The sequence below is a fragment of the Haliscomenobacter sp. genome (assembly GCF_965225875.1).
Classification (GTDB): Bacteria; Bacteroidota; Bacteroidia; order Chitinophagales; family Saprospiraceae; genus Haliscomenobacter.
This window is the reverse complement of the sequence record NZ_CBDDBS010000002.1, coordinates 1018812-1032296: the sequence shown is the minus strand read 5'-3', so window position 1 is coordinate 1032296 and position 13485 is coordinate 1018812. Positions and strand designations below refer to the sequence as shown.

The following is a 13485-nucleotide window of genomic DNA, read 5'->3' as shown; positions in this document are numbered from 1 at the left end:
TATCAAGCAGAGTAGTGATTATGGCCAAATCAATTTTCCCTACACTTCAATCCTATTACGAGGGTACCCGCTGGGACTACCGCTGGGTATGGGGCGTTCGCAGTACTTATGCGCTGCATTTTGGATATTACGATGAGCAGGCCACCCACCACAAGGCGGCGGTAGCCAACATGAATAAGGTGATGGCCGATTTGGCGGCCATTAAAGCAGGCGAAAAAGTGCTGGATGCGGGTTGTGGGGTAGGGGGCTCAAGTATTTGGTTGGCCCAAAACCGCAATTGTACCACAGTGGGCGTTACGCCCATTGAAAGCCAGGTGAAAGATGCCGTGCGCAATGCCCGTAGGCAAAGCGTTTCCGCACGAACCTCATTTTTGCTGGCTGATTACCGCAAGATCCCTTTTGAAGATGGCAGTTTTGACGTGGTCTGGGCCCTGGAAAGTGTTTGTCACGCAGAGCGAAAATTGGATTTTTATCGGGAAGCAGCCCGTTTGTTGCGCCCCGGTGGTCGCTTGGTTATCGCCGAGTATGTCCGAAAGCAGCGGCCTTATTCTGAAGAAAATGAATTTCAGTTGCGGCGTTGGCTAAACAATTGGGCTATTCCCGATTTAGATACGGTATCCGAACATGCAGCGCATGCCCAAAAAACTGGGTTGGTCGACTTTACTTTTCGCGACATTACGCAGCATACGATGCGTTCGATCCTCAACATCAAAGAGCATGGGTACAAATGGTTGCCAATGGCTCTGTCCCTGAATAAATGGGGTATTGTGTCGGATGTACAAATCAGTAATGTCTGGGGCTCCATTCATCAATACCACGCTTTGGAGAAAAAATTGTGGGGCTATGGTTTGTTGAGTGCGCGCAAACCCAATTAAGGTTGAAGGACTGCATTTTCCCCAAAACCTGCCCTGTTTTCTTCCTTATCCGCCAATCCTTCTTGCAGCTGCCGAGAGGTTTTGGTACTTCCATCATGGCTCCAACCTGGAGGACCAAATACATATCCGAGGCGTAAGCGCCAGGGCAAGTCGCGGTGTTTGACAAAAACATCATTCCAAATGGCGATGTACTCGTGGAAAATAACTTTAAACCAACCACTGTTGTCAGGGGGGGTAACCAGACCATAATGGATAGGCTCGTCGGTTCTTTCGGCTTCATAAGTGCCAAACATTTTATCCCAAATGATCAGTAACATCCCAATGTTTTTGTCCAGATAACGCACATTGGAAGCATGATGGACCCGATGATGGGAAGGGGTCACAAACAACCATTCATATATAGGAATACTTTTCACCGCATGGGTGTGTACCAAAATGCCATAAATCTGGGTAATGGAGAAAGCCAAAAACAAATCTTTGGCTTCAAAACCCAACAAGGGCAGCGGCAAATAAAAAACAAAGCGGTAAATGGGTTCCAGTACCGAAGAACGAAAACCTACCGAAAAATTGAATTGCTCCGAGGAATGGTGGGTCACATGTACTGCCCAGAAAAAACGACAGGTATGCTCGATTCGATGTATCCAGTAAAAGCAAAAATCCTGCCCGATCATCAACCAAATCCAGTACCAAACCGGGTTCTGAATTTGGAATACCTGGTGCTGGTACACATAGTCCAGCGCAAAATAGGTAGGGATTCTCCGGGTCAGGGCATCCACGCCCATTTGACAAATCGTGAGGTAAACATTGGTGAAAGTGTCGCGCCAGGTGTAGACAGGCCTTTCCTGACGATTGCTCAGGTACATTTCGAGCAAGATCAAAAAAGCACATACCGGGGCCGTGAGGGCCACCAGGCCCAATTCCTTAAAGCTACTGCTTAGCTGCTCCATAACAACAACGGGTAATAATCGAGTAATAAAGAGGGACAAAGGTAAAGGTTCCGATTTTGTTGTGCAAATGCGTAGAATGGATAGGCCAATATTAGCGATGTTTTCGTTGAAACATCTGATTATCAGTTATTAGAAAAAAAAATATTGAAATAAAACATTCGATGCCCTTATCTTTAAGGATCGAAAAGTTCCTTCTGAAACATAGTTCCACCTCTATTCTTGAAAGTACCCTTCATACTGGTTTCGCTCAAATCATATTGACCTTATTGAACCATAAGCGATTGTGGTTAATTAGTTAATTGCTGCATACGATGAGAAAACTACTAACAACATCCCTGGGTGGCCTATGGGCTTCTGTGTCATTGGCCTTATTTTGTTGTGGAATCACCCAACTGCACGCCCAACAGAACCACACGATCAATCCTGTACTTCTGGATTTTTTTAGCATCAATGATGATCGAGTTTGTGAAAAAGTGAGACCAAGTGAGGCCACGCATGCTTTATTTCAACAAGCTTACCTATTGAATGCCCAAGGCGGAGCAAACACTCATTTTAATGTAGTCAAAAAACTGATCGTTCCATTTGGTGAAAACCTGATCTTGGAAGAGGACTATGTCGTTTATTCCGAAGGAGACGTACGCATTGATGGCAATATCTTTGGAAAATCCATTGTACAAAGCAATAGATCAGGGCAAAACCTGATCATTTGTGCAGCAGGAACCATTGAAATCAATGGCAACATTCAGTTGAGTGATGGCGGTCCTGGCTATTTATCGGATAAAAACTTCGTTGCCCAAATCGCTCCGTTACGTGGTCAGCTGGCTCAAATTGGGGCAGTTACCTTGGGGTTTTCTGTGACCAATCAAGTGGCTCAATCCATCAATGGAGGCCGCGGGGGAAGCCTATTTTTACAAGCCCCACGAATCATTATCAATGGCCAGGTTAAAGTGGGTAAAGGAGGTAATGGAATTGCTGGTGGCCGGGGCGGCGAGGGAGGATCAATGATCATTTTATACAAACAATTCCAGGCGGGCAGGAAAACTAACCGCTTTGTTGCTGGGAACGGCGGCCAGGGCGGCAACGGTGAAGCCTGGTTCAATATCGATGGTGGTGCAGGTGGGAAAGGTGGTGAAACTTACTTTTTTGCTTGCTCCAATGGCAGTAATGGCAGCAATGGTGCTGGTTCCCCTACCACAGTTGGCGAAAATGGTGGAAATGGTGGCCAGGGGGGCAACAGTAGCGATGGCATAGCTTGCGGTGGCGGCAATGGCGGCAATGGTGGTAGTGGTGGCGTGAATTTGACGACTGGCAACGGTCGTCGAGGTGGTAGTGGTGGCAATGGTGGTGACGGTGGAGTTGCTTTTAATACGGTTCCGGGAGGCTCTGCATTTGCTGGCAATGGTGGTCAGGGTGGCAACGGAGCACAAGGCGGCAACGGCTTTGGTGCGGATAAAAATGGCGGCAATGGCGGCCAGGGCGGAGATGGTGGTGCAGGTGGTTTTGCCATTGGTGCAGATGGATCCACAGGTGGAAGCTGTGCAACAACCACGGGCGGTGACGCTACTGGTGGCAATGGTGGTGATGGAGGACCTGGCGGTGCTGGGGGCTTCGGAACGGGTGCTGGCATCGGTGGAAATGGTGGCCGTGGCGGTGCACGAGGCGCAGGGGGAGATGGAACGGGCGGTAGTGCAGGTTCTTGTACCGCAGTTGCTTGCTCTACCCCACAAGGTGGTACTGGTATTGGTGGCACCAGAGGTGCACGTGGAGCAGGTGGCCCGGGCGGAACGAGTGGGGTAGGTGGGACGACTGGCGCCAATGGGAACCAAGGCTCTAATGTGCCCACCAATGGAACCGGCACCGACGGCAACGATGGCGTATGTATCCTGCCCATCGAACTAACCCAATTCGAGGCCAAACTTCAGGATCAAGGCATTATGGTGACCTGGACAACCGCTACTGAACTCAACAACGACTACATGGCGCTGGAGCGCAGCGCCAATGGCCAAAACTTCCTGGAAATCACCCGCGTCAAAGGCAAAGGAACGACTCAGGAAACCCAGCATTACCAATATTTTGATCCCAATCCGCTAGCTGGCATCAACTACTACCGCTTGAGGCAAGTGGATTTTAATGGCACTACGGATCATTCCAAAGTAGTGGCGGTAACGCTGGATAAAGGTGAATTGATGTCCATATTCCCCAACCCAGCTAAAGACCGCATCAACATCCAAACTTCTTTGACCTTGCTGGCGGAGGAAGTCTTTTTGTTGGATGCCCTGGGCCGGAAGATAAGCCTGAACCTGCAGGGCAGCCCCGGGTGGTACGAGATCAAACTGCCAGCAGAACTACCAGCCGGAAATTATTGGTTGCGGCTACAAGATCGGGCGCAAATCCATCGTATGGTAGTGGTTAGAGAATAAACCCGGTTTTTTCGGGGGGGTAATCTTAAAAAAACGTCAAAGCTTAAGATAAGTGAACTATAACTTATCTTAAGCTTCGTTTTTTAGGGTAAAGGCATATTAAAACATCGATTATGCAACACTCGCGGAGAAAATTCATACAGCAGACTGGTCAATTTGCCCTCGCGGCAGGATTATTCGGCACTTTGCCATTAGAACTCATTGCTGCCCAACGTAACTATATTAGCCCAAATGATCGCATCGGAGTAGGCCTGATCGGCTGCAACGGAATGGGTTTTGTCGATTTGCAATCTTTCCTGAAAAATGACCAATGCTTTTGTGCTGCCCTCTGCGATGTGGACAATAATGTACTTACCCGCCGCAAGGCTGATTTGGAAAAAGCAGGTTTGCCAGCACCAAAATTGTACAAAGCCTATCAGGATTTGTTGGCCGATCCTGCTGTCGACCTCGTAATCATTGGCACGCCCGATCATTGGCATTGTTTGATGTTTTTGGATGCTTTATCTGCAGGCAAGGACGTGTACGTGGAAAAACCCATTGGCAACTCCATCGTTGAAGCCCAAACCATGGAACTGGCCGCAGCGCGCTCGGGACGGGTGATTCAGGTAGGTCAATGGCAGCGCAGTCAACCCCACCTGGAAGAGGCACAACAATTCCTGAGTTCCGGCAAATTGGGTCGTGTGCGCAGTACCAAAGCTTGGGCTTATGTAGGCTGGAAATCCAGTATACCCAAGGCCCCTGACGGCCCTGTACCTGCCGGGGTAGATTACGAACTGTGGCTAGGCCCTGCGCCTAAACGGCCTTTTAATCCCAACCGCTTTCATGGCAATTTTCGTTGGTATTGGGACTATGCCGGAGGGGTGATGACCGATTGGGGCGTGCACATGATCGATACCGTTTTGCAATTTATGGAGCCTGAGATGCCCCATACCATCATGGCTACAGGGGGAAAACTGGGTTATCCCGACGATGCTCAGGAAACCCCCGATACGCTAACCACTGTTTACAATTTTCGCGATTTTACCCTGACCTGGGAACACATGATGGGCATCGGCCTGGGCAACTACAATCGAGGGCAAGGAGCTGCATTCATCGGGGAAAATGGCACTTTGGTGATCAGCCGGGAGGACTGGGAGGTCATTCCGCACAACAAGGCCATTGAAGCAGTACCTTCCCAAAAAGCAAAAAATTCTTTCGGTCTTGACTTACACGTTCAAAATTTCCTGGAGGCGGTAAAAGTGAAAGAGCCCGAGGCCGCAAAAGCCACCATTGGCATTGGTTCCAGGGCCTGTATCGTCAGCCAAATGGGCAATATTGCTTATCGTAGTGGACAAGCCCTGCACTGGATTGCTGAAAAAGGAAAATTTGAGGAGAAAGAAGCGAATGGATATTTGAAGAAGAAGTATGAGAATGGGTATAAATTAATAAGTGAAAAGTGAAAAGTGAAAAGTGAAAAGTGAAAAATTGGCTAGGTGATCATGCTTTTCACTTTCCACTATTCACTTTTCACTCTCAAGCTGCATTTTGCTGCAGGAAAAAACTAGCATCTCGTACCGTATCAATTTTTGCGGCTTGTTCTTGGTTGAGAAAAACGCCAAATTGAGATTCTAATTTTGCAATCAATAAGTCTTTGTCAACCGAGTCTAGGTACAAATCGTCAACGAGGTCAGTGTGGGGGTTAATGCGCGAGGAGGGGATGTTGAGTTCCCATGCTATCAATTCAATGATACGGTCCTCGGCGGTCCATTTACTCTTTTTAGCCATTACCACAGTTTCACAGTTTAGGTGATGAAATATTTGGGTTAACAGGATCTTTAGTAGTTGGGCAAAAACAAGTGATCATTTTTTCTGAGCCAGAGGATTAGATAAGACACTTGAAATGAAACGTTTCCTTATCTAATCCTCTTGCAAAATGATCACTTATTTTTTTTGTCGCCCCTTAGTAAGACAACAGTCTGTAGAATTTGGTTTCTTTATTCATCCAAAATCGAATAAAGAACGAATCCAGATAGCGATAGGTTGCCTGGAAGTGACAATATTTTTGACAAAACCCAACGAAGTGACGCTAAAGCGCGCTGAAATGGCGATTTTCTGCTCTGAATTGTAAACCTAATTTTCAAAAATTGCGGTACGGTTCGTCTGGTAAACGGATGAGTTGTTTTTTACCTTGTTCCAATTCCAACCAATGACAAAGCAGGATGCCAATACCCGCAGCGCCCTGCATGTATCCTGTTTGGGCAGCCAATGCTTCAGGCTCTGTACGGTTTTCGGCCTGTATCCAGCGTAGGCCCTGAGCATCGGAGGTAGCGCGTTTGAGTAAGTCCTGGGTGTGGAGCCAGGCGTAATTGCGGTATTTCTTTTTGCCTTCCATGCGGTACAAAGTCAAAAAGAATTCGGCGACCCCGGCATTGCCACAACACTGGCTTACATTGTTCCAAAAACCTGGCGTGCGCTCTTGTGGGATGGGCGATTTTAAGAGGGTTGTTATCGCAGCCTCCCAAGGTTTTTCCCAGGTTTTGCGCTCCTTTTTATAGGAGTTGTACAACACGTAGTACAAGCGCGCCGTACCCACCGGCCCGTGGCAATACCCATAATAAAACAGTTGTTTGCCATCGCCCTCCTCGTGGTGGGGAATCAGGCCTTCGGCGTTTTTTAAGGTTTGCAAGTACCGGGCGCCGTTCAGTGCCACCCGCAAATACCGACCCTCCTCCAAAATAGCAAACACCTCCGCTGCAAAATAGGCAACCCCGGCGGTACCGTGGGAGAAATTGGGCATGGTTACTTCCGCTCCAGGCCACATGCGCCATTTCCATTGCTCGGTACTGATGCGTTGGGCGGCATTGATGAGCCAGTTGCAGGTATTGGCAGCCAGTTCGAGGTAGGTGAAGTTTTTGGTTTCGCGGTAAGCGTAAAGCAGGAACAGACCAATGCCGGAATTACCCGCAATGATATCGGTGACGTAGCCCCAGTGGGTCGTTTCACCCCGGGTATCGGCGGCATTGAGCAGCAATTTGAGCACCCGTTGGAAACCTTCGTTGTATTTTTTGTCCTTCGTTGCTTTGTAAACCTCCTGCAAAGTAAATCCTACCCCACATATCCCGGAGAAAAGCCCGGTTTTGCCTTGTGTATCCATCTCACTCAGCTGCTCAGGCAAGCGGGCGAGCAAAAAATTGGCTCCGTTTTTGGCTTCCTCCAGGTATTCCGGCCGATTGGTGGCGTGATGGGCTTCCAGGTAAAACAACACAATACCCGGGATACCACTGTACAAATCCAAACCGATCCGCCCACCACTATCGCCGGGAATTACGGGCCAATTGCTTCCTTCAGCACTGGTTTTGACGTGTTGGTGCAACCACAAATGGATGCGTTGGATGCTATCGGCCAGGCCACTTTGGGCCTGAAGCTGAACGACAAAAAAAAGCAAAGACAGGCCGATGATACTGCTGCGAAGGCGCATTGGCAATTGGTTTTTAGAAATACAATCAAGAGGCTAAACTTTCCCCCGCTTATAACAGCTCAAAGTTCGGCTTTAGTTTATTGGTATGCCCATAAAAGTCATTGATGATTTTGATGACCTCTTCGGGATCGTCGGTGAGGGGCAACAAATCCAGATCGCCGGGCGAGATGTTGTGCTCCTGTTCCTGCATCACTTCGAACATCCATTCTTTTAATCCCGACCAATACTTGGTGCCCACCAGGATCACCGGCACTTTGTTGATTTTTTTGGTTTGAATCAAAGTGAGCACCTCAAATACCTCATCGATGGTGCCAAAACCACCCGGTAGAGCTACAAAAGCCTGGGCGTACTTGACAAACATGACCTTGCGAATGAAAAAATAGCGGAAGTGCAGGTTTTTATCGTTGTCGATGTAGGGATTGTTGTTTTGTTCAAAAGGCAGGCTGATGTTCAAACCCACCGATTTGCCACCATACAAGGTTGCACCCTTGTTGCCTGCTTCCATGATCCCCGGGCCGCCGCCAGTGATGACACCGTAGCCTTCGATGGTCAAACGCCGGGCAATGTCTATGGCGAGTTTGTAATAATTATTGTCGGGTTTGGTCCGCGCAGATCCGAAGATGGACACGCAGGGGCCAATGACGTTCAAGGTCTCGAAGCCCTCCACAAATTCTGATATCACCTTGAACATGGTCCAGGAATTCTGGCCCTTCAGTTCCTGCGACCACTCCTTCATGTGGGGGTGCGCTTGGGTTGTTGGTTTGTTTTCCGACATACGTTTCTGGTCGTTTTTGAAAAGAAAAAGGACGGAAATATAGTTTTTTTTGGGAAATGTAGGTGGGGAAAAGTGGGGAAAGTTTGTATTGAATGTTAAATACCTAGCATTGTCGGCTAGTGGCTTTTAAAGCTTTGCTTCGCTCTTGCACTTACGCGGAATAGTGTTCATTTTGCATTTTAATTGTTATTTAGTTTCACTAATCAACAGCCGGGATCATTTAAAATGAGTTGCTATGCGAAAAATGATTCAACTATTATGCTGTATGGTAGGTGGCTGTTTATTGCTCTTAGCTGAGTTGTCAGCCCAAAATTACTTGCCTTTTCCCACTAAGAATGCGGAATGGAGTAGAGTAGTTACGGTAGTCGGTGACTATGATCCAGTTTATATCACTTCTCACTATGCTCCCAAAGGAGACACTACTATACAAAACAAGATTTTTACAAAGCTATATGTCAGCATAGGTAAAGCATTTAGGATTGACTCTGCACAATATATTGGTGCTTACATCAATGAATCAAACCGCGTATTTTTTATAGACAAAGGTGAGTTCAGCCCAAGGTTATTGTATGACTTCAATCTCCCTGTTGGTTGGGTTGGTGAATCATCACCGAATTGTAACCCCAACGCTCTGAGATGTGTGCTTTTTCGGCTTGCTTCCATAGACACGGTTGTGTATGATGATCAGGTCAGGCGAGCAAGATTTAATTTTGAAATAGGTAGAAAGCCAGACAACGGTGTTTTTATGGGGAGGTACGCCTATTCCTGGGTAGAAGGCATTGGAAGTACGCTCGGCTTTTTTCCTGATATAAGCAATACTATGTTTGTGCCAGTTACCCCTCAAGTCTTTCTAGACTTACTTTGTTTCAAGCAGAATGACACTTTACTTTATACACATCCTCGTTTGTACAAAGGCAACTGTTTTGTGGATATTGTCGATGACGTGAAGACCATAGAAGATCCCAGAGCGATAAACATTTACCCCAATCCTGCCATTGACCAAATTTTTATTCAACATGATTTAAATGTGAGTAAAAGTACTGCAAGTATTCTGCTGATGGATATGATGGGGCGGGTGGTTTTGAAAAGAACGCTGGATGCTTCTCTAGTTCAATTGGATGTTTCGACTATATCTCCTGGTATTTATTTTGTTCAAATTCTTTCAAAAGAAGGGGAGGGGAGCGTTTGCAAAAAGATTATCAAGGTACATTGAGCGTTGCCTTTAGTTAAGCACTCTTCAGCAACTCCTTGTAGACATCAGTTCCATTATCAAATTTCAAGTATGAAAATTGGAATACTTTTATTACTGGTTGATTTGTCAATGAGCAATTTTATATTGGCTCAGTCCGACTCAACATGTGAGGTGACAATAGAGCAGCAGTTCTATTCAGCACAAGATTCTATAGTTGGAACAGAGCTTGGAATTACCAAGATAGGGGAGAATTTCTTCAATTGGGATGGCGTTGCTGCTGTAGTTTCTTTAGATAGTACGCATAAAAAAATCTATTGTATGATGATGGATTTTGTCCTGAATGCTGCGGATACGATTGAATTTCGCGAGATTTGTATAGCCAACATCTACATGAATATGCATACTTGCGAGATCAAAAAAGAGATATTCGCCCAAAATTTTTTGACTAAACCAGTACAAAAATTGATAGCAGAATACCCAGATTATAAAAGAAAGATACGTGGCTTTAGCCATAAAAGAAAGCACCCGTATGAAAATCATTTGCGTCGATATGCTTATGATTTGACCCATGTAGCCCTATCGGGAGACTCATTAGGCATAGAACTACTTTTGTCGCTTAATAAAGACTTTAAACTTTTTCGAACAGGTTTGGATTTGGAAGATTTGATGTGGAACAGAAATATTGTTTATGAACTGGTCATAAGAGAAAAGCCTAAAGACTATGCTAAGCGGTATTGGATATTGAGTCGTATGTGGTATTAGATCACTAAGCAAACTTGCTTTTGTATCGGTCCAAAACAGCGAGTGCTTCTACTTCATTCAAACCCTCAGTTTTTAATAAGCTCACAATTACCTCAGTCACTTTTTCCACCGGACTCTTGACCATCATGGCCATTTTTTCCAATGAAAATTCCTGGAGAGACCAAAGCGTTTGAATGAACTCTTGCTTTTCAAGCTCAATTCCTTCCTCAAGCCCTTGCAAGTAAAGTCCATCTGTTTCGATGTCATAATGAATAGTCATGGCTTCAACTTGAGTTTTTACAATGAGTTCCATCTTTCTTAAACGTGATAAAATTAACAATTGTTTTCCTTAAAAATCCGATCGTAGTTGTTTGCCATAATTCACATTGAGGGCTATTTCAATGCAAATTAGATCATCTCGATTTCCGAGTCACGTCACTTTTTACAACTTTTGACCAGGGCAAATTTCCGCAATTGACCCTACTGATCCATCACTGCAAGCCCACAATCATTTCAAACTCCTCCTCTAACTTCCCACTCAATCGTTCAAAAACCTCAAAATACCGCATGTACAAGTCGTGATTTTGGGCATCAGGAGTATACGCCCCCGTAAAATGAGTACTGGCCGAAGCCTCCTCCAAACCACTAAAATAGCCCATCTGGGTAAAGGCAATCAAAGCTGTGCCTTGCGCAATGCTGTCCACCTGGGTATTCACCTGCACTGGCAAACCATAAATATCGGTCAGGATTTGTGCAAACAACGGCACACTGGCATAAGACCCCGTCATGCTGATGCTGTCGAAAGAACGCTGCGTACTCAGCAGTTTGCCAATGCTGTACATTTCTAACAAAATCCCTTCAACACAGGCCCGCAACAGGTGTTTGGGTTCGTGGGTGATGTTGAGGCCAAAAAATACACCCCGGGCATTGGCATTCCAAATCGGGGCCCGTTCGCCCAATAAATAAGGCAAAAACAACAGCCCCTTGGCCCCGGCGGGTACATACACCGCATCCCGAATCAACTCTTCCCGCACCTGTTCAAATTCCTGCCCCTGATGAAAATTGCCAAATTGCTGGGTGAACCAGTCAAAAGCAACCCCAACGTTGTTGCTGGGCCCGCCTGAAATAAAGTAGTCGTCGGCAAGCAGGTAGTTGAAAAAGCGCTGTTGCTCGTCTACCAAAAACTCTTTGCCCGCTACCCGCACGGCACCACTGGAAGCAATAGTAACGGTTGCCCTTTTGTGGCGGATGTCTCCCGAACCCAAAGTAGCCGAACAGCCATCACTGGAGCCCAAAATTACTTTGGTTGTACTCGCCAGGTGCAAGGATTTGCAGTACTCTTTTTTTAAGCCAACTTCATCAAAATAGATCGAAACGGGGGTGGATAAACGCTCCTTGTCGATACCCGCAAAATTCAGGGATTGTTCATTCCACTTCAATTGATGGATGTCAAAAAGCCCGGTAGAAGAAGCGATGCTGTGATCCACGAGGTATTCCCCCGTCAATTGCAGGATGATGTATTCTTTGAGGGAGATGAACTTATATGCTTGATTGAATCTTTCTGGGTCTTGTTGCTGCATCCAGGCAATTTTGGCCAGCGGCGACATGGGGTGGATCGGCGTTCCAGTAGCGTTGTAAATGCTGTGGCATTCGGGGCTACTTTTTACCATTTTGGACTGCTTGATAGCTCGGTTGTCGGCCCAAATGACGGCGTTCCCCAAAGGGCGGCCATTTTTATCCACCGCCAACACACTATGCATGGCTGCACAAAAGCAGATGGCTTGGACCTTGTATTTTTGCGGGTGAATCTGCTCGTTCAGGAAGTTTTTCAATACGTACAAGGTCGTGATGAATACCTGTTCAGGGTCTTGCTCGCTGTAATCTGCTTGGGGGTGAAAAGTGGGATACGAACCTTTACGCATGCCCAATACTTTTCCACTGAGGTCAAATGCATGGATTCGAACTGCCGAAGTATTGATGTCAATGGTAAGAATACAATCCATGATCGTCGGTTATAACATTAGGCAAAATAGTTCACTGGCTCTTCCGGTACGCACGCGGCGTATAACCCGTCAGTTTTTTAAAAGTTGAAGAAAAGTGCTGTGAGGAGTAAAACCCCGTTTCGAGCGCAATCCGCGTCAAACTGTGGTTGCTCTGCCGCAATAACTTGATGGCTTCTGCAATCCGCAGATTGATGAGGTAATGCAAGGGGGAGAATCCTGTAAACACTTTTACTTTTTCCGTAAATGCGGTAGTGCCCAAACCCACCAGGCCCGCCATTTCTTCCACGGTCCAGGGATGAGCGAGGTTACTGCGCAAGGTTTGCTCCAGCTTCATGAAAATTTGCGGGAAATCTCGCCTGAAATTTTCGGCCTTGCTCAGGTGTCGCACCATTTCGATCAACAACTCATCCAGCAAATGATTGACCCTTGTACGAAAGCCCATTTCTTGCTGCATGATTTCGTATTCAATGCTTTGCAATATCGTAGCGCCTGCCCCAAAGCGGGTCAACACTGGCGTTTTGTTCATGGCCAGGATTTTTCCCATAACCCCTTGCTCCGATTCAGAAATACCACTCCAAGCACCCAATTGTAACTTTCCCTGGGCGTCAAAATATTCAGGTTGAATGCCGATCCAGGTCAGTGCGCCAATATCCATGACCCCTTTAGTGCTGCCAATTGCTTGCCAGGGGCAGGCCAATGCAGTATCTCCAGGGAAAAGGGTGTAACCTTGTCCTGCAATGTTCCAATCGAATTTTCCTTCGGTAATCAAACCCACCCTGAGCTCGGAATGGGTTTTGATGTTAAATGAATTTAATTGTATGTTCTGGACTTTAAGTTTTACTAAATCAGTGATGTAAGGAAAATTTCGAAGTTGTTCCGCCTCGCCTTGTTGCAACAACAATAAGTAATTCATAGTCGGCTTCAAAAAGATCTTGTGCACTGCAAGCAAGCTTGAGTACATAAAATCCAGCTAGCTTATCAAAGCTAATTTCCAACAAAAATAAGTCAAACTTTGGGCAAAAAAGTACAAAATTCGCCGCCACGCATATATGGAAGTTAGATTGTTTCGAATCCA

At 46.4% G+C, this 13485-nt stretch carries 12 protein-coding genes; 5 read left to right on the top strand and 7 right to left on the bottom strand.

The genetic code is table 11. The features are described from left to right. Positions 1-20: 20 nt before the first annotated feature. Positions 21-875, top strand: coding sequence for a methyltransferase domain-containing protein (locus ACO08K_RS07115; RefSeq protein ID WP_421795698.1), 855 nt, complete (start codon positions 21-23; stop codon positions 873-875). Here ACO08K_RS07115 and ACO08K_RS07110 read toward each other — a convergent pair. Beyond that, complete coding sequence (locus ACO08K_RS07110; RefSeq protein ID WP_421795697.1) at positions 872-1822, bottom strand: sterol desaturase family protein; 951 nt, start codon at positions 1820-1822, stop codon at positions 872-874. The two genes, ACO08K_RS07115 and ACO08K_RS07110, sit on opposite strands and share 4 nt — an antisense overlap. 311 nt (positions 1823-2133) lie before the next feature. On the opposite strand from ACO08K_RS07110, the gene ACO08K_RS07105 reads away from it, so the two are divergent. Beyond that, on the top strand, positions 2134-4242 hold the full coding sequence (locus tag ACO08K_RS07105) for a hypothetical protein (RefSeq protein WP_421795696.1): 2109 nt from the start codon (positions 2134-2136) through the stop codon (positions 4240-4242). A gap of 113 nt (positions 4243-4355) precedes the next feature. Then, the gene (locus ACO08K_RS07100) at positions 4356-5681 is read left to right on the top strand and encodes a Gfo/Idh/MocA family protein (RefSeq protein ID WP_421795695.1); all 1326 of its coding nucleotides are present in this window, start codon (positions 4356-4358) and stop codon (positions 5679-5681) included. Positions 5682-5754: 73 nt separating this feature from the next. Here ACO08K_RS07100 and ACO08K_RS07095 read toward each other — a convergent pair whose 3' ends face one another. The 3 genes from ACO08K_RS07095 to ACO08K_RS07085 form a co-directional block, all read right to left on the bottom strand. Beyond that, positions 5755-6006, bottom strand: coding sequence for an acyl carrier protein (locus ACO08K_RS07095; RefSeq protein ID WP_320031001.1), 252 nt, complete (start codon positions 6004-6006; stop codon positions 5755-5757). 352 nt (positions 6007-6358) lie between these two features. After that, the gene (locus ACO08K_RS07090) at positions 6359-7699 is read right to left on the bottom strand and encodes a lanthionine synthetase LanC family protein (RefSeq protein WP_421795694.1); all 1341 of its coding nucleotides are present in this window, start codon (positions 7697-7699) and stop codon (positions 6359-6361) included. A 49-nt stretch (positions 7700-7748) separates the two neighbouring features. After that, positions 7749-8474 (bottom strand): TIGR00730 family Rossman fold protein, encoded by a 726-nt coding sequence (locus ACO08K_RS07085; RefSeq protein WP_421795693.1) that lies wholly within the window; start codon positions 8472-8474, stop codon positions 7749-7751. A 235-nt stretch (positions 8475-8709) separates the two neighbouring features. Here ACO08K_RS07085 and ACO08K_RS07080 point away from each other — a divergent pair, with 235 nt between their 5' ends. Then, a complete protein-coding gene (locus tag ACO08K_RS07080) occupies positions 8710-9687 on the top strand; it encodes a T9SS type A sorting domain-containing protein (protein WP_421795692.1) in 978 nt (325 codons plus the stop codon). A gap of 69 nt (positions 9688-9756) precedes the next feature. Further along, complete coding sequence (locus ACO08K_RS07075) at positions 9757-10428, top strand: hypothetical protein (RefSeq protein WP_421795691.1); 672 nt, start codon at positions 9757-9759, stop codon at positions 10426-10428. A gap of 4 nt (positions 10429-10432) precedes the next feature. Here ACO08K_RS07075 and ACO08K_RS07070 read toward each other — a convergent pair whose 3' ends face one another. The 3 genes from ACO08K_RS07070 to ACO08K_RS07060 form a co-directional block, all read right to left on the bottom strand. Further along, positions 10433-10720 (bottom strand): hypothetical protein, encoded by a 288-nt coding sequence (locus ACO08K_RS07070; protein ID WP_421795690.1) that lies wholly within the window; start codon positions 10718-10720, stop codon positions 10433-10435. 178 nt (positions 10721-10898) lie between these two features. Continuing rightward, positions 10899-12410 carry a gluconokinase gene (locus ACO08K_RS07065; protein ID WP_421795689.1) on the bottom strand — a complete coding sequence of 504 codons (1512 nt, stop codon included), beginning with the start codon at positions 12408-12410 and terminating at the stop codon, positions 10899-10901. A gap of 31 nt (positions 12411-12441) precedes the next feature. Then, entirely contained in the window at positions 12442-13323 is an 882-nt protein-coding gene (locus tag ACO08K_RS07060; RefSeq protein WP_421795688.1) for a helix-turn-helix transcriptional regulator, read from the bottom strand. Between the last annotated feature and the right edge of the window lie 162 nt (positions 13324-13485).